The following is an 18,093-nucleotide window of genomic DNA, read 5'->3' on the forward strand; positions in this document are numbered from 1 at the left end:
AAAGGTGCACGTACGGTTCGGGGAGGGGAAGCGCTTATGCGCTTCCTACTCCACTCATCAAGAACGGAATCCTCAACGACAACTCCAATCCCGTAAGACAGATCAGATCGCGCAACACCGGCGGCGCCTTTCCGGCACCGCCCGGAATCGTGGTAATTCACTTTACCGCAGGCGGATCTGCCGCCTCGTCGGCCAACTGGTTCGCTTCGCGGGAAAACACCAATTCATCGGCACACGTGGTCGTCGACCGGGATGGCTCGATCATCCAATGCGTCAACTTCAACGACGTGGCGTGGCATGCGGGCAAGTCGAGCTGGCGCGGTCTCGCCGGGCTGAACAAGCATTCCATCGGCATCGAGATCGCCAACTGGGGGGCGCTGCGGGGCGGCGCCAATGGCTGGTACAACGCGGCCGGGCAGAAGGTCGACAATGTGGTGATGGCGGTCCACCGCAACGGCAATCCCGATGGATCGCGCACGCCGATCGGCTGGGAGGCCTATCCGGCAGCGCAGTTCGAGGCCGTGGTCGCCCTCGTGCGGGCGCTGCGCGAAGTCTATCCGATTGCGGAGATCGTCGGGCATGACGACATCGCTCCGGTGCGCAAGTCCGATCCCGGCCCGGCGTTCGACATGGTCCGCTTCCGCCAGCGGGCATTGGGCGGGCGCGACCAGAACGGCGCGAACGTGGGCGTGGTCCGCTCGCCCGGCGGGCTCAACCTGCGCAGCGGTCCGGGCACGAACTTCGCCGTGGTCCAGTTGCTGGCTGACGGCAGCAAGGTCATGCCGATGGGCGTGAACGGATCGTGGATCGAGGTCACCACTCTCGATGCGGCGGGCAAGCCCAGCAAGACCGGTTGGGTGCACAGCCACTATCTTGATCTGGACTGAGGCCAGAAAGGAAGCGGGCGCCTGAAACGAAACGGGGCTCCCGAAGGAGCCCCGCAGCGTTTTCAGCAGTGGTACCTGCGATCAGGCGGTTACCGGCGCCGCATCGCGGACCGACTGGTCAACGTGTTCGGCGAACTGCTGGAAGTTGTCGACGAACTTGCGCACGAGTTCCTGCGCGGTCTTGTCGTATTCCTCGGCATCGGCCCATGCCCCGCGCGGATCGAGCAGCTTCGTGTCGACGCCCGGAACCTCGACCGGCACTTCGAAGCCGAAGTTCGGGTCCTTCTTGAAGTTGGCGTTGTTCAGGCTGCCATCGAGCGCGGCGTTGAGCAGGGCGCGGGTGGCCTTGATCGGCATGCGCTTGATGCCTTCCTGCGTGGCCTTGCCGCCCGACCAGCCGGTGTTGACCAGCCAGCACTTCACGCCGCCCTTGGCAATGCGTTCCTTGAGCAGGTTGCCATAGACCGACGGGTGGCGCGGCATGAACGGCGCGCCGAAGCAGGTGCTGAAGGTGGCTTCCGGCTCGGTCACGCCGATCTCGGTGCCGGCGACGCGGGCGGTGTAGCCCGAGAGGAAGTGATACATCGCCTGATCGGGCGTGAGGCGCGCGATCGGAGGCAGGACGCCATAGGCATCGGCGGTGAGGAAGATCAGGTTGGCCGGAACCGGGCCGAGGTTCTTCTCCGAGCAGTTCGGGATGAAGTCGATCGGGTAGGAACCGCGGCTGTTTTCGGCGAGGCGATTGTCGTCGAGGTCGATCGTGCGGGTGACGGGATCGATCACGACGTTTTCGAGCACGGTGCCGAAGCGCTTGGTGGTGGCGAAGATTTCCGGTTCGGCTTCGGCCGAGAGGCGGATCATCTTGGCGTAGCAGCCGCCTTCGAAGTTGAACACGGCGGTGTCGGACCAGCCATGCTCGTCATCGCCGATGAGCGTGCGCGAAGCATCGGCCGACAGCGTGGTCTTGCCGGTGCCGGACAGGCCGAAGAACACGGCAGTCTTGCCATCAGGACCGACGTTGGCCGAGCAGTGCATCGGCATGACGCCCTTGGTCGGCAGCAGGTAATTGAGGATGCCGAACACCGACTTCTTCATTTCACCCGCATAGGCGGTGCCGCCGATCAGGATAAGCTTCTCGGTGAAGTTGACCGCGATCACGGTTTCGCTGCGGCTGCCATGGCGTTCCGGATCAGCACGGAAGCTCGGCAGGTCGATGATGGTGTATTCCGGCACGAACGAGGCCAGCTCGTCAGTGGTCGGGCGCACCAGCAGGGTGCGGATGAAAAGGTTGTGCCAGGCGAATTCGTTGATGACGCGGACGTTGACGCGGTGTTCGGGCTGCGAGCCGCCGAACAGATCGGCCACGTAGAGGCGGTCCTTTTCGCCCAGGGCCTTGATGAAATCGGCCTTGAGCGCGGCGAAGTGCTCCGGCGTCATGGGCACGTTGGTCTTGCCCCACCACACGGTGTTCTCGGTCTCGGCGTCGCGGACGATGAACTTGTCCTTGGCGGATCGGCCGGTGTGCTTGCCGGTCTCGACCACGAGCGGACCATCGACGCAGAGCAGGCCTTCACCGTTGCGGACGGCGTGTTCGACCAGAGGCGCGGTGCCGAGGTTGGCGAACAGCTCTGCCGGTTCGGGATAGCCCTGGCTGGCGAGGGACACGTTCAGGCTGGTATCGGACACTTGGGGCCTCCCGTTGGTGGCGCTTTGGACAGAGATTTGCCCGCTTGCGCACGGATTGCGAATACGAATGCGCTGATTCTCGACCTGCGCATAGTCACCTGCGTTTGCTGCGTCAAATGACACGCGGCAACGAAGTTTTTTTGCGCATCAGGTTGCGTTCCATGCAACTGGAAATGCTGCAGTGCAGCGGCATTTGCGCTTGAAGTTGCAAGCTTTGCGTCGGCCCGGTATCGCTCGAAACCATGGCTACGCCGCAACCGCCTCGCGCCGAAAGTGCAGACCTGCCGCGCACGATCGCGCTTGTGGACGACGACCGCAATATCCTGACGACTGTTTCGATCGCACTGCAGACCGAGGGCTTCGCCACGCGGCTCTACAATGATGGTGACGCGGCCTTGAAGGCGCTGCTCGACAATCCGCCGGATCTGGCTGTGTGCGACATCAAGATGCCACGCATGGACGGGCTGGAGTTGCTGCGCCGCCTTCGCGAGAAGAGCGATCTGCCTGTCATCTTCCTGACGAGCAAGGACGACGAGGCCGACGAAGCGCTCGGCCTGTCGATGGGGGCCGACGATTATATCGCCAAACCGTTCAGCCAGCGATTGCTCGTAGCCCGAATTAAAGCGATTTTGCGGCGCAGCGAAATCGTGCGGCGCGAGGCGGCCGAACAGGAGGCGGACAGCGAACCCTTGCCCGAGCCGATCCGTCGCGGGCGACTGGTCATGGATCCGGCGCGCCATGCGGTGACCTGGGAGGGTGAAGCGGTTTCGCTTACGGTGACCGAGTTCCTGATCCTTGAAGCGCTGGCGATCAGGCCGGGTGTAGTGAAGACGCGCAACCAGCTCATGGATGCGGCCTATCACGATGACGTGTTCGTCGACGACCGCACGATCGACAGCCATATCAAGCGCCTGAGGCGCAAGTTCCGCGCGGTGGACGGCGAGTTCGGGGCGATCGAGACGCTCTACGGCGCCGGTTACAGTTTTGCCGAAGACTGACGGCAATGTTCAGCCGGGTTTGCGTCGGCGGCGCCTGCGGACGCTGTGGCGCATTCGCGGCGTCTCGCTGACCACCCGTATCCTGTTCGTCAACGTCATTGCCCTGGCGCTGCTTGCGGGCGGGTTCTTCTATCTCGACAGCTATCGGACCCAGCTGATCGAGGAGCGGTTCAAGCTGGCCCGGGCCGAGGCGGAGATCGCCGCCGATGCTCTGGACGGGGCGAAGATGGCGCAGCGCAAGGAATTGCTGGCGCGGATCGGCACGGATCAGGTGTTGCGCTTGCGCCTCTACGATCCTGAAAGCCAGTTGCTGGCCGACAGCTTCGCTCTGGCGCCCCCATCCTTCGCGCTGATCAATCCCGAGACCGAGCCCTGGTACCAGAAGGCGGCGCGACTGCTGGACCGGGGCGTGGACTTCATCGTCAACGCGCCGACAGTGGAGCGTTACAGCGATACCTCCGAGCGGCCGGCCGGGAGCTGGCCCGAGATCCAGGCGGCGCGGCAGTCGGAGCGGACGGAAGTGTACCTGCGCTATGCCCCCGACCGCACCCCCGTGATCACGGCGGCGACCCCGGTGGGTGACAAGGGCGAGGTGCTGCTGACCTTGCGCAATGCGCTCGACGTGACGCAATCGGTGCGTGATGCCCGCCAGACGCTGGTGATCATCATCGGCATCGCCCTGCTGCTGTCGGTCCAGCTCTCGCTGTTTCTCGCTCGCACCATCGTCCAGCCACTGCGGGCGCTGGTGCGAGCGGCCGTGCGCGTGCGGCTCGGGCGCGAGCGCGAGGTGGTGGTGCCGCGCCTGCCCGATCGTGGCGACGAGATCGGCCTTCTGGCGCGCGCGGTTTCGGACATGACCACGGCCTTGCGCCAGCGGATCGACGCCGTGGAAAGCTTTGCCGCCGACGTTGCACACGAGCTCAAGAACCCGCTCGCCTCGCTTTCCAGCGCGCTCGAGACGATGGAGCGGGTTGAGGAACCGGCACTGCGCCGCCAGCTTTCGGACATTGCCGCGCATGATGTGCAGCGGATCGACCGCCTGATTACCGAGATTGCGGACGCGAGCCGGATCGATGCGGAGCTGAGCCGCGCGATGTTTGTCGCGGTGGACCTCGCCTTGCTGGCCTCTCAGGTGGTGGGTGCGCGCGATGTGCGGGCCTGCGCCACCGTGCCGATCAGGATGGTGCGGCTGGACGGCGAGACGACCGTGCCGGGCGACGCCGCGCGGCTGGAGCGCGTGCTGGAGAACCTGCTCGACAACGCGGTCTCGTTCTCGCCGACGGGTGGCTGCGTCGACGTCAAGGTCTGGGGGGATGGGGACTGGGCGCATATTGCGGTAAGCGATCAGGGCCCGGGCGTGCCCATGGCGGAACGGGACAAGGTGTTCGAACGGTTCCATTCGGTGCGGCCGGCCGAAGAGGCGTTCGGCGCGCACAGCGGCCTTGGCCTTGCCATCGCACGGACGATTGCCGAGGCGCATGACGGGACGCTGACGATCCATGATCGGCCCGATGGCAAGGCCGGGGCCTACTTCCTGCTGAGCATTCCCCTCGCGGTCGAGGAGGAAGCGGAGTGAGCCGGGCAGTGCAACTGACCTGCGTGGCGATTGGCGGGAGGGGCCTGCTGATCGCTGGAGCGCCGGGGACGGGCAAGTCGAGTCTCGCCCTGGCGCTGATCGATCGCGGGGCAGTGCTGGTCGGCGACGATGGGGTGATGGTGGAGGCCAGGGAGGGGCGCCTGATCGTTGCCGCACATCCCAATACGGTCGGCAAGCTGGAAGTGCGCAACCTTGGCATTCTTGATTTTCCCGTCTCGGCGCCGGTCCCAGCTGCATTGCTCGTGCAACTGGACAGCACCGCACCGCGGTTCATCGAGCAGGCGCAAGCGTATGAAATGGAAGGGATAAGAATTCCTTGCGTGGCACTCTGGCCGGAGTCGCCTGTGTTGCCGCTGCGCGCGGAGCTGGCGCTTGCCCGCTATGGGTTGACGTTTTCCTGATTGGGGACAGGTCCATTTTGCGGACTTTCCAAGCGTGCGGCAAAGGCGCAAAGCGGGCTTCCGATGGCGCAAGACTCAAGCTCTCCAGGCTCCGGCCCTCAGCGCATTCTCCTCGTCACCGGCTTGCTCGGCGCGGGGAAGACGACCGCGCTGCGCACGCTGGAGGATCTGGGCTGGGAGGCGATCGACAACTTCCCGATCCGCCTGCTCGATCGCCTGCTCGAAACCGAACCGGGATCGGCGCGGATGGAATCGGGCGCGCCCATGGCGATCGGCTTCGATACCCGCACGCGGGGGTTCGATCCGGCCAGGACGATCCAGCTGGTCAAGAAGCTCTCGCAGCGCAAGGACATCGAAGTCACCACCCTGTTCCTCGATTGTGGCGGGGCTGAACTCGAGCGGCGCTACAACGAAACCCGCCGCCGCCACCCGATGAGCGAGGACAAGCCGGCCTCGACCGGGATCATGGCCGAGCGCGAACTGCTCGAGCCGCTGCGACGCTGGGCCGATGTGGTGATCTCGACCACCAGCTTCACCTCGAACGACCTGCAGCAGGCGATTCGCGACCAGTTCGGCGATGTGACCGCCTCTGCACCGACGCTGACGATCAGCAGCTTCGGCTTTTCGCGGGGCACGCCGCCGCTCGCTGATCTGGTGTTCGACATGCGGTTTCTTGCCAACCCGCACTGGGTGGACGAACTGCGGCCGCAGACCGGGCAGGACCCGGCGGTGGGGGACTATATCCGGCAGGACCCTGCTTTTGCCGAGGCTTTCCAACGGATTCGCGATCTGCTGCTGCTGCTGCTTCCGCGCTATCGCCAACAGGGCAAGGCATATGTCCACGTGGCATTTGGCTGTACCGGCGGCAAGCATCGCTCGGTGTTCATGGCCGAGCAGATCGCTTCAGCCTTGCGCGCGGAAGGATTTTCACCCACATTGCTGCATCGCAACCTCGCGTCGCGCGCGGCCGATCTGCTTGAAGGTCGGAAAGCTTGAGACAGCGGGGGATAACAAGGATGGGCGGGGCAGCACTGGAAGCCATGCGTTTTGATTCCCAGTCGTCTTGCGCGCCCTGCAATCCTGCCAAGCTCGCGTTCATCGCCAGCAGTGCAGATTGCCCGGCCGCACTTCGGAGCCTGCCCCTTTCATGATCGGTCTTATTCTGGTTACCCACGGCGCTCTCGCCGACGAGTTCATCCATGCGATGGAGCATGTCGTCGGCCGGCAAAGCGACGTGATCGGAGTGTGCATTGGTCCCAACGATGACATGGAGAAGCGCCGCAAGGAAATCGCCGACGCGATTCGGCGCGTCGATAGCGGCGGAGGCGTGATCATCCTGACCGATCTGTTCGGTGGAACGCCCTCGAATCTTGCAATCTCGCTGATGCAGGCGGGGCGCGTCGAAGTGATTGCCGGGATCAACCTGCCCATGCTGATCCGCCTCGCAAAGGCGCGCAATTGCATGGGTGTAAAGGAAGCGACAGCCGCCGCGCGCGATGCGGGGCGGAATTACATAACGATCGCTTCGGAATTCTTAGGGCAGGATGCATGAGATGGCTGAACAGGGTTACGTCACCCGGGAGACAGTAACGATCGTCAACCAGCGCGGTCTCCATGCACGGGCCAGCGCCAAGTTCGTCAACGCGGTGGCCAAGCTGCCCGCCGGGTTCGAGGTGACCGTGGCCAAGGACGGCACCGATGCCGCCGGGGCTTCCATCCTGGGGTTGATGATGCTGGGCGCGGCGAAGGGCGATACGGTGGATGTGAGCGTAGCTGGCCCTGAAGGCGAGGCAGACGCGATCCTGATGAAGCTGACCGGCCTGATCAAGGACGGCTTCGGCGAAGACTAACGGTTGCTGCGACCCGCTCAGTCGCGCATGGGGATGCCATGACGCGCAAGATCATCACCGGCTATTCCAACCCGACGGTAAAGTTCGTCCGCTCCCTGCGCGAGAAGAAGCACCGGCGGCGCGAGCGCAAGTTCCTGGCCGAGGGGCTGCGCCTGCTGACCGATGCGCGTGAGGGGGGGCGACTGCCGGAAATCCTGCTCATGGCGCAAGGGCGCGAAGGGCACCCTCTGCTTGACGAGCTTGAGGCGGATGTCGCCCGCGCCGGGGGCGAGGTGATCGAGCTGCCGCTGGACATCCTGGCCAAGGTGACCGGCAAGGAAAATCCGCAGGCCGTTGCAGGGGTGTTTGCCGAGTGGGACACTTCGATCAGTCTGATCGACCGCAATGCCGCGCCGATCTGGCTGGTTGCGCACGCCATGCGCGATCCCGGCAATCTCGGCACGATGCTACGGACGGCGGACGCGGTGGGGGCAGGCGGGCTGATCCTGATCGACGATTGCGTGGATCCGTTCTCGGTCGAAGCCGTGCGCGCCAGCATGGGCGCGATCTTTACCGAGCGGCTGGCGCAGGCGCGGTGGGACGAATTTCTCGGCTGGTTGCGTCAGGGCGAGGGACAGCTTGTGGCGGCAAGCTTGCGAGAGGCCGTGCCCTATCGCGGCGCGCCCTACGCCAGCCCATGCTTCGTGATGGTCGGCAATGAATCGCGTGGGCTGCCTGAAGATTACGAGATGGCCTGCGACTTGCGCGTGACCATGCCGATGAAGGGGCGCGCGGACAGCCTGAACGCGGCGGTGGCAGGGGCTGTGCTGGCCTACGAAGTACTTGCCAGCCTGCCTGAATAACCACGTACCAACCGGTTAATCGCACGCTCAGTCGCGCGGGAGCATGGGTAGCCTCATGCGCTCGACTCTCGCCTTTCTCGCGGTTTCGGCCTCGCTCCTGGCGGGTTGCGCCACTGCGCCTTCGGGTAGTGCGGGGCTGGCCGGTACGGCTTGGACGATCCTGCGCGTGGATGGGGCCGCGCCGGTTGCGCCCGAGAAGGCCACCTTGAAGTTCGAGGACGGGCGGCTGAGCGCAAGCGTCGGCTGCAACGGCATCGGCGGCGACTATCGCGTCGATGGGCAGAGGTTGGTCGCTGGCCCGCTCATGGCGACGCGGATGTTCTGCGAGGGTCCGGTGTGGCAACAGGAGGAGGCGGTCAACGCATTGTTATCTGCCGCACCCGAGATCGAGCGCCGCGGACGGACGATGCGGTTGGTGTCCGGCGGACATGCGCTCGACCTGGAGCTGACGACCGGCTGATCAATCCCCGGCGATGAAGGCGGTGATCTGCCACTGACCCTGCTTGGGTTCGGCAATCAGGCGATAGTCGAGCAGGCTGCGCAGCTTGGCCGTTTCGATGTAGCCTTTGGTTCCGTCATGCGTGGTAACGCGGATCGCTCTGGCTTCACTGTCGAAGTCCATCGGATCTATGCCGACAATGCTCCAGCCTGCTGGCGCCAAGGGTTTGCCGCCCGGTTTATCCCGCATGGGCGTGTCGTCGCCGAGCACCAGCATCGCACTGTAGCTGTCGATGTCTTCCGGCACGTTCCAGAAGACCCATGGCATGGCGGCCAGCCCGCCCTGCACGGCGCAGCCCAGCGGCAACATCGCTTCGAGTTCAAGCCACAGTTTCGTCTCGGGATCGTTGAGACGCTTGACCAGTTCGGCAGGCCCGCTGCCGCCCCCATAGTCCAGCGCGATATCGGGTGCCGCGAGCTTGGACATCGCTTGCGCGTCCCGTTTCAGGATCGCGGCCACCAAGGCCTTGTGAAACGCGGGCCAGCCTGGCTGCTTCAGGCATTCGTCCCGCGGCGCGTAGCGGGCTTCCTGCACCGTAGCAGGCGCAGGGGTGGCAGACTGGCTTGCTTCAGGTTCGGGCTCCACCACTGGCTCGGAGGCCGGCGGGGGCGCTGGCGGGGCCGGATAGGGTTCACTAGCGCTTGGCGACGCTTGAGGCTCGCTCCCGCTCCCGCACCCGGCCAGAGCCGCCAGTGCGGCAGTGGCGAAAAGGAGCCGGGCGAGCCTCTGTGTCATTCCGCAGCGACGTCTCCATCGTCGTTGGCAATCGCTGCGAGCGGCACCGGTTCTGCCTCAGCATAGCGCGGGGCGGCTTCGACAAGAGGCACTTCCTCAAGCTCGCGCTTGCCGATCTCGATGTGCTTGTCCTTCAGGCGGCGACCAGCCGACAGCACGTTGCGTTCGAAGCTGCCGACGAACTTGTTGTAGTTGCTCACTGCACTGTCCAGCCCGTTGCCGACGCGCTTGAGGTGTTCGGCGGCGACGGCAAGGCGATCGTAAAGCTCGCCGCCCATCTTACCGATCTCGCGCGCTTCGCGGGCCAGGCCGTCCTGCCGCCAGACTTGGGCCACGGTGCGGGCAATGGCGACGAGGTTGGTCGGGCTGGCCAGCAGAACGCGCCGTTCGAAGGCGAAATCCCATAGCGAGGGGTCACGCTCCAGCGCGGCGGCAATGAAGTGTTCGCCGGGAACGAACATCAGCACGTAGTCCGGCGCCTCTTCGAACTGCGACTGATAGGACTTGGCGCCCAGTGTCTGGATGTGGTTGCGCATCGACTGGACGTGGGCGTTCAACGCGATCTTCCGCGTATCGTCGTCCTCCGCCTCGAAGGCATCCTGATAGGCATTGAGCGAAACCTTGGCGTCGATCACCAGCAGCTTGTTTCCGGGAACGCGGACGATGGCATCCGGGCGCAGGCGGCCTTCGTCGGTATCGACCGAATGTTCCGTGATGAAATCGGTGTGTTCGGACAGGCCGCATTGTTCCAGCACGTTGCGCAACTGCAGTTCGCCCCAGCGCCCGCGAGTTTTCGGGCCATTGCGCAGCGAGTTGCCGAGTTGGGCGGCTGCGGCACGCACTGCTTCCTGCCCATCGCGCATCGACTGGATCAGACCGGTCAGCTGGCCAAACGAGTCCACGCGCTGCTTTTCGAGGCTCTGCACCTGTTCCTCATAACTGCGCAGCCGCTGGTCTACAGGGGCGAGCAGGGACTTGAGGCGTTCGGCGCTGGTCTTCTCGCTTTCCTCGAAACGGGCATGAGCACGGTTGAGAAAGGCTTCCTGCGCCTTTTCCAGCACCTTGTTGCCAGCATTCTCGAACTCCTTGCGCAGGGCCTCCTGCGCCTCGATCAGCAGGCGCTTCTGTTCGGCGAAGTTCTCGGCATCGGCCTTCATGCGCTCAAGCTCGGCGCGCAATGATTCGCGCTCGGCCCGGACCTGAGCAAGTTCGGCGCGGACCTGATCTGCATCGGCAGCGCGCTGGCGGGCGGCGGCGAGAGCAGGGGCCAGTTCATCGCGCTGGCGGCGAACATCCTGCAGTTCGGCAAGGCCGGATTCCAGTGCCTTGGCGCGCTCCACCGTGGCAGCGAGGTCGACCGTCATCGCCTTGACCGTGCCTTCGTGGGCCTTGGCCTCGGCATCGCGGCTGTCATGGCGGGACCAGCCGATACCAAGCCCGATCACAAGCGCTACGATGACGAAAAGGGCAGATTCCACGGAATTCTCCAACAGGAACGAAATGGGAACCTACCGTGACGCGCCAATTGGCGCAACCGATTCAGCCGGCGTGTTCCACAGGCAGGACGGGGCGCGGAACGGAAAGGAGCGCGACCCGCTAAGCCCTTGCGAACGAAGGAGAGCGCCCATGTCGATCGAGAAGATGATTTCGGAACACCCGCAGGTGGGTGACAACTACAACGCCACGCTGGGGTTGGCAGTGAAGCATGCGATGTATTGCTCCGCGATCTGCAATTCGTGCGCAGATGCCTGTCTCGCCGAAGCGATGGACATGGATCAGTGCATCCGCACCTGCCTGGATTGCTCTGATGTCTGCGCCGCGACGAGCCGCATTGCCACGCGCCGCACGGGATCCAACCGCGAGTTGATCCGGGCGCAGCTTGCCGTGTGCATCAAGGCCTGCGAGATTTGCGAGGCGGAGTGCGCGAAGCATGACCACGCCCATTGCCGCCGTTGCGCGCAGATGTGCCGCGAATGCGCCGACGATTGCCGCCGGGCACTCGAAGATCTGGATCGTGAGGTGCATGAGGCCGCGTAACGCGGCCTCATCAGGTCACGCCGCCTTGCGCAGCTTTTCCAGCTTTTTCAGCGCCATGTTGCGCTTGAGGCGCGAAAGGTGGTCTATGAACAGCACGCCTTCGAGATGATCCATCTCGTGCTGGAGGCAGGTGGCCATCAGGCCGTCCATTTCCTCCTCGTGCGTGTTTCCGTCGAGGTCCTGCCAGCGCGCGCGGATGCGGGCAGGGCGCTCGACCTCGGCGTAGATCTCGGGCACGGAGAGGCAGCCTTCCTGATAGAGGCTGTGCTCTTCAGATGGATCGAGGATCTCGGGGTTGATGAAGACCCGCGGTTCCTTCTTGGTCGGCTGGTGGTGATGGTGGTGGCCATCGTGGTCGCAGGCGACGGGTTCGGCATCGGGATCATCGGGCTGAAGGTCGATGACCAGCACGCGCAGTGGCACGCCCACCTGGATCGCGGCGAGGCCGATGCCGGGGGCATCGTACATCGTCTCGAACATGTCTTCGACCAGCGTCTTGAGCTCGTCGTCGAACTTTTCGACGGGGACGGAGACCTGCTTGAGGCGCGGGTCGGGGACTTCGATGATTTCACGGATGGCCATGGGGGGCAGATAAGGAATGTGGGCGGGAGTCGCAAGAACAGCGTTTCGATCAGTGTGATCGGCGATCAGGCCACCGGGCGCCTTGCCCGCAACGCTTGCGCCAAGGTACCTTCGTCGAGGTAGTCAAGCTCGCCGCCGACCGGCAGGCCGTGCGCCAGTTGCGTGACGCGCACGGGGGCGTCTTCGAGCCGCTCGGCGATGTAATGGGCGGTGGTCTGGCCTTCGAGCGTGGCGTTCATGGCGAGGACGACTTCGTCGATGCCGCCGTGGCCCACGCGGTCGAGCAGCTGGCCGATGGTCAGGTCTTCGGGGCGCACGCCTTCCAAGGCCGATAGCCTGCCGCCGAGCACGTGGTACTTGCCGGTGAACAGGCGGGCGCGGTCCAGCGCCCAGAGGTCGGCGACTTCCTCGACCACGCAAATGGAGCGCTGGTCACGGCGGGGATCGGTGCAGATGCCGCAGGGGTTGGCGGTATCGACATTGCCGCAGACCTCGCATTCGACCAGCAGTTCCTGCACCTGGGTCAGCGCGTTGAGCAACTGGGGCAGCGCGGTTTCGCGCCGTTTGATCAGCCACAGCACGGCGCGGCGGGCCGAGCGGGGGCCGAGCCCGGGGAGGCGCGCCAATGCGCCGGAAAGTGCCTCGATCTCTTGCGATGCCATGGCAGCACAGATAGGGCCGGAGCCGACAAACGGAAGGCCTTGCAGACAGCTTATGCGCATCATCTTCATGGGCACGCCCGATTTCGCGGTGCCGACGCTGGAAGCGCTGGTCGCTGCTGGGCACGAGGTGGTTGCCGTCTACAGCCAGCCGCCGCGTCCGGCGGGGCGGGGCAAGAAGCTCCAGCCGTCGCCGGTGCATCTGGCGGCGGAGGCGCATGGGATCGAGGTGCGCACGCCGGCTTCATTGAAAGGGGCCGAAGAGCAGACGGCGCTTGCCGCGCTGGGGGCCGATGTCGCGGTCGTGGCGGCCTATGGCCTGATCCTGCCGCAGGCGGTGCTGGACGCGCCGCGCCTGGGCTGCCTCAACGTCCACGGCTCGATCCTGCCGCGCTGGCGGGGGGCGGCGCCTGTGCAGCGGGCGATCCTTGCAGGTGACGATATGACCGGCGTGACCATCATGCAGATGGAGCGCGGACTGGATACCGGGCCGATGCTGGCCGAGGTTAAGACGCAGGTCGATGGCAAGACGGCGGGCGAACTGACTGCGGAGCTGGCCGCGAAGGGTGCCGCGCTGATGGTGCAGGTGCTCACTGATCTGGCTGCCTATCCGGCTGTGGTGCAGCCCGAGGCGGGTGTGACTTACGCCCACAAGATCGACAAGGCGGAGAGCCGGCTGGATTTCACGCGCGATGCGGTGGAGGTGGAACGGCAGGTACGGGCGTTTGCGCCGGTGCCCGGAGCGTTCTTCGAGCTTGAGGGCGAGCGGTATCGCATACTGGCGGCTGAAGTCGCTGATGCGCAGGGTGAGGCTGGCGTGACGCTTGATGACAGGCTCACCATCGCCTGCGGTTCGGGCGCGATCCGGCCTGTGCTGATCCAGAGGGCGGGGCGTCCGGCCATGGATGCGGCATCGCTTCTGCGCGGGCGGGCGATTGCGGCGGGGACCCGGCTCGGCTGATGCGGTTTGCGCTGACTCTCGAATGGAACGGCGGGCCCTATATGGGCTTCCAGCGCCAGTCGCACGGGCCGAGCGTGCAGCAGGCGGTGGAAGAGGCGGTCGAATCCGTCACGGGCGAGGCCGTGGTGCTCAACGCCGCAGGGCGGACAGATACCGGGGTTCATGCGCTGGGGATGCGAGCGCATTTCGATCTTTCGCGCGCGTTCGATCCGTTTCGCATGATGGAAGCACTCAATGCGCGGCTGCGCCTGGCGGAGCATCCGATCGCGGTGCTCGATTGCAGCCACGTGGCCGACGACTGGCATGCGCGCTTCTCTTGCATCGGCAGGTCGTACGAATATCGCATCATCAATCGCCGCGCGCCGCTGACGCTGGAACTGGGGCGGGCCTGGCGTATCGCCAAGCCGCTTGACGCTGCGGCGATGCACGCCGCGGCGCAGGCGCTGGTGGGCCATCACGATTTCACCACGTTCCGTTCGGTGCACTGCCAGTCGGCCAGCCCGTTGAAGACGCTCGACCGGCTGGACGTGCGGCGCGAGGGCGACCGGGTGATCATCGAGGCAGCGGCGCGCAGCTTCCTGCACCATCAGGTGCGCTCGATGGTGGGGTGCCTTGCGCTGGTGGGGCAGGGGCAGTGGCCGGTCGGCCAGGTGGCCGAAGCGCTGGCAGCAAAAGACCGTAGCAAATTAGGACTTAACGCGCCTGCCGAAGGTCTATACTTCGTCTCCGCAACATATCCCGGAGAGTGAAAAATGACCGATCTTCAAGGCCAGCGCATCGTCTCGCAGCTCGATCCCGACGGCACCCTGACCGTCAGCCTTGAAGACTTTACCCTGCCTGCGCCCGAGGGGCGGCAGGTGGTGATCCGCGTGGAAGCGACGCCGATCAATCCCTCGGACCTTGGTCTGCTGTTCGGCCCGGCAGATATCGAAAAGGCGGAGTTCTCGCCCGGCAGGATTGTGGCGAAGATGCCCGATCCTGCCGTCCGCGCGATGGCCGCGCGCCACGGCGCAGCCATGCCTGTGGGCAACGAAGGTGCGGGGACGGTGGTCGCAGCCGGCGACGCTCCGGAAGCGCAAGCGCTGCTCGGCAAGCGCGTGACCTGCTTCCCCGGCGGCATGTATGCGACGCTGGCCGTGGCCGATGCGGCGATGTGCCTTGAACTTCCTGAGGGCGTGACGGCGGAGCAGGGCGCTTCAGCCTTCGTCAATCCGCTGACCGCCTTGAGCTTCACCGAGACGATGCGCCACCTTGGGCACAACGCTCTGGTGCATACGGCCGCAGCTTCGAACCTGGGGCAGATGCTGGTGAAGATCTGCCAGGCTGACGGCATTCCACTGGTCAACATCGTGCGCAACGATGCGCAGGTGGCGATCCTGAAAGGGATCGGTGCCGAGCATGTCGTCGACAGTTCGAAGGCAACATTTCTTGACGACCTCGCTGCCGCGATCGGCGCAACGAAGGCGACGATGGCATTCGATGCAATCGGCGGCGGCAAGCTCGTCAGCCAGATCATGACGGTGATGGAGCAGGTCGCCAATTCGGGCGCGGCTTACAGCCGTTATGGCTCGAACAGCCCCAAGCACGCTTTCATCTACGGCGCGCTCGATCTTTCGCCGACGGTGCTGACCCGCAACTTCGGATTTTCGTGGGATGTCTCCGGCTGGCTGCTGACGCCATGGATGGGCAAGCTGGGTGCCGAAGTCGTCGAAAAGATGCGCCGCCGCGTGATGGCAGAACTTACCACGACATTTGCGAGCAGCTACAAGGCGCGCGTCACGCTGGATCAGGCGCTGACGAAGGAGGCCGCGCTGGAATACAATGCGCGGCGCACTGGCGAGAAATACCTGATCACGCCGTGACGCGGTAAACGTCCGACTGCGTAAGCCTACATAACTGGTGCACCAGCAATCCTGAACACGTGTTGTCCTATCCGGCAGGGATGGACGGGACCGCGAGCAGTGGAAGGCTGGAAAGGTTGAAGCTCTGGCTGCTCAAGCGGCCAGGCTCGCTGCTGCATCTGTTGCACTATGATATTGAACCTGGTGAGGTCGAATGGTTCGCCCGGCGCAAGCTCGAATACATCAATTCCCTGAGCGGCAACCTGTTCGAGGCGCTGCGCATGGCGCTGATGCTGGCGATATGCGCGCCCGGCCTGACCTGGCATTTCTATGTCGGTGCCGTGCTGCTGCTGGCCCAGATGCGCGTCGGCCTGACCGAACTGCGCCGAAAGGAAAGCAGCGGGCAGTACAAGCCATCGGAGATGGTCGAAATATGGGCCAAGGGCATCTGGCTGAGGGCCATATTCCTTGCCGCGTTTACCGCCTGCTGCATCATCGCCGTGCCGAGCGAGCGGATCGGGGCGCTGATCATCTACGTTCTGGTGCTGGCCCAACTTGAACTGCTGTTGCAGTTCACGATCCCGGTGGCGGGGATCATTTCCCAGACGATCTCGCTGGGACTGATGACCTTGGCGCTGCTGTTCCGGTCCGACTTGCGCGGGGAACTGATCGTGCCTGTCATGGGCCTGCAGCTGATCGCCCTGCACGTGATGCTGTTCAACCTGCACTACATGTTCGCTACGCGTATCCTGCGGACGCGGCGGCTGAAGGCCGCGGGCGAGACGATACAGGGCCTGCTCACTGCGTACGAGACCCATGCCAGCGACTGGATGCTCGAGACCGACGCCAGCGGAAATGTCGCGCTGCCGTCTGAACGATTGTGCACGGCCCTGGGGCGCGATGCGGCCGATCTTGAAGGCGTGAAGCTGGTCAACCTGCTCGTTGCAGGGCCGGAGACCGAGGCATTGCGTGAGGCGGCACGGAAGCTGAAGCCGTTCCATGACATGGTAGTCCCGATCGTGATCGAGGGGGACCTGCATTGGTGGTCGGTTACGGGCAATCCGCTTTACGAGGAGCTTCGTCATAGCGGCTTCCGTCTATTCGTTCGGGATGTGACTGATCGCTACACTGCCGAAAGCCAGGTGAGGTTCCTGGCGGACCATGACAGCCTGACCGTCCTGCCCAACCGGCACAACTTCCAGGCAAGGCTGGAGGCGGCGCTCGACGGCGTCGTTGCTGACAATCCTTTCGCCGTATTTTACGTCGATCTCGATCACTTCAAGGCGGTCAACGATACGCTCGGCCATCAGTTTGGCGACAGCGTGCTGGTCGAGGCGGCATGGCGGATCAAGTCGGCGCTGGGAGGACAAGGCTTCGTTGCCCGCTTGGGCGGGGACGAGTTCGCCTGCATCGTCGACGATTTCGATACCGTGGACGATCTGCGCGAGGTCGGCCGCGCGATAGTCGAAGCGATCAGCCAGCCAATGGAGATCGAACGCCGGACGGTGCGGATCGGAGCTAGCATCGGCATCGCGATTGCGCCCGAACACGGGGCCACGTCCGAGACTTTGCTGCGCAGCGCGGACCTAGCGCTTTACGAGGCCAAGTCACGTGGCCGAGGGTCAGCTATCGTGTACGACCCGGCGATGGAGGAGCTGAAGCAGGAGCGCGGCCGGCTTGAGCTGGATTTGCGCAGCGCATTGGCCAATGGCGAGTTCGAGCTTCACTACCAGCCTTTGCATGAGCTCGCGAGCGACCGCATTGCCGGGTTCGAAGCACTGCTGCGCTGGCGGCACCCTGAACGGGGCTTGATCCCGCCAGACGTGTTCATACCCATTGCCGAGCACACCGGCCTCATCGTGGCCCTTGGCGAATGGGTTCTGCGCGAGGCGCTGGCAGAGGCGGCCACCTGGCCTTCGGACATGACCGTGGCGGTCAACGTCTCTCCCGCACAGATGGCGGACTTCACTCTGCTCAAACAGGTGATCGCTGCACTTTCGGCGAGCGGCTTCGATCCGCACAGACTGGAGCTCGAGATTACCGAAACGATGCTGATGCAGGAGTGTGACGATCATCTGCAGCAACTGGAACGTCTGCACGCACTCGGCGTGCGCATCGCGCTCGATGACTTCGGGACGGGCTATTCATCGCTGAACTATTTGCGCAGTTTCCCGTTCGACAAGATCAAGATTGACCGCTGCTTCATCAGTGAACTCAACGCAGGCAGTGAAAGCAGTGCGATCATCGAGGCAGTGCTGGATCTGGCCAGCAAGCTGAACATGCAGACCATTGCCGAGGGCGTGGAATCCGAGGAGCAGCTTGCGAGCCTGCGGGCGCTGGGGTGCGAGCAGGTGCAAGGCTATCTGATCAGCAAGGCGATACCCGCGGAAGACCTGCCGATCAGCCGCCGGTTTGCTCGGCAAAAGCTTGAGGCCGCTGGCGCAATGCCGAGGCTGCCGGAGCTGAAGCTTGAGGATTGCCGGGTGGATCAGGAGGCCCGGCGGGCCTGAGCCCGCCG

The 18,093-nt window shown here is 64.5% G+C and carries 19 protein-coding genes; 14 read left to right on the plus strand and 5 right to left on the minus strand.

Annotated features, from left to right (window positions below; all coding sequences use genetic code 11):
• The coding region (locus tag AX703_RS19700; protein ID WP_062346552.1) for an N-acetylmuramoyl-L-alanine amidase at positions 1–887 on the plus strand (887 nt) is incomplete at its 5' end.
• Positions 888–968: 81 nt separating this feature from the next.
• Here AX703_RS19700 and AX703_RS19705 read toward each other — a convergent pair.
• Positions 969–2,573 (minus strand): phosphoenolpyruvate carboxykinase, encoded by a 1,605-nt coding sequence (locus tag AX703_RS19705; protein WP_062346555.1) that lies wholly within the window; start codon positions 2,571–2,573, stop codon positions 969–971.
• Positions 2,574–2,815: 242 nt separating this feature from the next.
• Between AX703_RS19705 and AX703_RS19710 the strand changes: the two genes are divergently transcribed.
• The 8 genes from AX703_RS19710 to AX703_RS19745 all read left to right on the plus strand — a co-directional run bounded on the left by AX703_RS19710 (position 2,816) and on the right by AX703_RS19745 (position 8,721).
• Positions 2,816–3,571, plus strand: coding sequence for a response regulator transcription factor (locus AX703_RS19710; protein ID WP_062346557.1), 756 nt, complete (start codon positions 2,816–2,818; stop codon positions 3,569–3,571).
• Positions 3,558–5,147, plus strand: a complete 1,590-nt coding sequence (locus AX703_RS19715) for a stimulus-sensing domain-containing protein (protein WP_062346560.1) — start codon at positions 3,558–3,560, stop codon at positions 5,145–5,147. Before AX703_RS19710 ends, AX703_RS19715 begins: the two co-directional genes overlap by 14 nt.
• The gene (locus tag AX703_RS19720) at positions 5,144–5,569 is read left to right on the plus strand and encodes an HPr kinase/phosphorylase (protein WP_062346561.1); all 426 of its coding nucleotides are present in this window, start codon (positions 5,144–5,146) and stop codon (positions 5,567–5,569) included. Before AX703_RS19715 ends, AX703_RS19720 begins: the two co-directional genes overlap by 4 nt.
• A gap of 63 nt (positions 5,570–5,632) precedes the next feature.
• Complete coding sequence (gene rapZ, locus AX703_RS19725; protein WP_062346564.1) at positions 5,633–6,565, plus strand: RNase adapter RapZ; 933 nt, start codon at positions 5,633–5,635, stop codon at positions 6,563–6,565.
• Between the two features lie 151 nt (positions 6,566–6,716).
• Positions 6,717–7,121: a PTS sugar transporter subunit IIA gene (locus AX703_RS19730; protein WP_062346566.1), complete on the plus strand. Its 405-nt coding sequence runs from the start codon at positions 6,717–6,719 to the stop codon at positions 7,119–7,121.
• Position 7,122: 1 nt separating this feature from the next.
• Positions 7,123–7,419, plus strand: coding sequence for an HPr family phosphocarrier protein (locus tag AX703_RS19735; RefSeq protein WP_039331581.1), 297 nt, complete (start codon positions 7,123–7,125; stop codon positions 7,417–7,419).
• Between the two features lie 38 nt (positions 7,420–7,457).
• Positions 7,458–8,261 carry an RNA methyltransferase gene (locus AX703_RS19740; protein WP_062346569.1) on the plus strand — a complete coding sequence of 268 codons (804 nt, stop codon included), beginning with the start codon at positions 7,458–7,460 and terminating at the stop codon, positions 8,259–8,261.
• A gap of 55 nt (positions 8,262–8,316) precedes the next feature.
• On the plus strand, positions 8,317–8,721 hold the full coding sequence (locus AX703_RS19745) for an META domain-containing protein (RefSeq protein ID WP_062346571.1): 405 nt from the start codon (positions 8,317–8,319) through the stop codon (positions 8,719–8,721).
• Here AX703_RS19745 and AX703_RS19750 read toward each other — a convergent pair whose 3' ends face one another.
• Both AX703_RS19750 and rmuC read right to left on the minus strand, forming a co-directional pair.
• On the minus strand, positions 8,722–9,345 hold the full coding sequence (locus AX703_RS19750) for a hypothetical protein (protein WP_197423782.1): 624 nt from the start codon (positions 9,343–9,345) through the stop codon (positions 8,722–8,724).
• A 146-nt stretch (positions 9,346–9,491) separates the two neighbouring features.
• Positions 9,492–10,973, minus strand: a complete 1,482-nt coding sequence (gene rmuC, locus AX703_RS19755; RefSeq protein ID WP_082734698.1) for a DNA recombination protein RmuC — start codon at positions 10,971–10,973, stop codon at positions 9,492–9,494.
• Positions 10,974–11,121: 148 nt separating this feature from the next.
• Here rmuC and AX703_RS19760 point away from each other — a divergent pair, with 148 nt between their 5' ends.
• Entirely contained in the window at positions 11,122–11,532 is a 411-nt protein-coding gene (locus AX703_RS19760) for a four-helix bundle copper-binding protein (protein WP_062346577.1), read from the plus strand.
• A 15-nt stretch (positions 11,533–11,547) separates the two neighbouring features.
• Here the strand turns inward: AX703_RS19760 and def are convergent, their stop codons facing one another.
• Together def and recR are read right to left on the minus strand one after the other, a co-directional pair.
• Entirely contained in the window at positions 11,548–12,114 is a 567-nt protein-coding gene (gene def / locus AX703_RS19765) for a peptide deformylase (protein WP_062346579.1), read from the minus strand.
• Positions 12,115–12,179: 65 nt separating this feature from the next.
• On the minus strand, positions 12,180–12,776 hold the full coding sequence (gene recR / locus AX703_RS19770; protein WP_062346581.1) for a recombination mediator RecR: 597 nt from the start codon (positions 12,774–12,776) through the stop codon (positions 12,180–12,182).
• 52 nt (positions 12,777–12,828) lie between these two features.
• Here recR and fmt point away from each other — a divergent pair, with 52 nt between their 5' ends.
• The 4 genes from fmt (at position 12,829) to AX703_RS19790 (ending at position 18,085) form a co-directional block, all read left to right on the plus strand.
• Positions 12,829–13,734, plus strand: coding sequence for a methionyl-tRNA formyltransferase (fmt, locus tag AX703_RS19775; protein WP_062346584.1), 906 nt, complete (start codon positions 12,829–12,831; stop codon positions 13,732–13,734).
• The gene (truA, locus tag AX703_RS19780) at positions 13,731–14,483 is read left to right on the plus strand and encodes a tRNA pseudouridine(38-40) synthase TruA (protein WP_062346585.1); all 753 of its coding nucleotides are present in this window, start codon (positions 13,731–13,733) and stop codon (positions 14,481–14,483) included. Before fmt ends, truA begins: the two co-directional genes overlap by 4 nt.
• 3 nt (positions 14,484–14,486) lie before the next feature.
• Entirely contained in the window at positions 14,487–15,596 is a 1,110-nt protein-coding gene (locus AX703_RS19785; RefSeq protein WP_062346587.1) for a zinc-binding dehydrogenase, read from the plus strand.
• 116 nt (positions 15,597–15,712) lie between these two features.
• Positions 15,713–18,085, plus strand: coding sequence for a bifunctional diguanylate cyclase/phosphodiesterase (locus tag AX703_RS19790; RefSeq protein ID WP_197423783.1), 2,373 nt, complete (start codon positions 15,713–15,715; stop codon positions 18,083–18,085).
• The last annotated feature ends 8 nt before the right edge of the window (positions 18,086–18,093 follow it).

It is taken from the genome of Novosphingobium sp. CCH12-A3, from assembly GCF_001556015.1.
In the GTDB taxonomy this organism is placed as follows: domain Bacteria; phylum Pseudomonadota; class Alphaproteobacteria; order Sphingomonadales; family Sphingomonadaceae; genus Novosphingobium; species Novosphingobium subterraneum.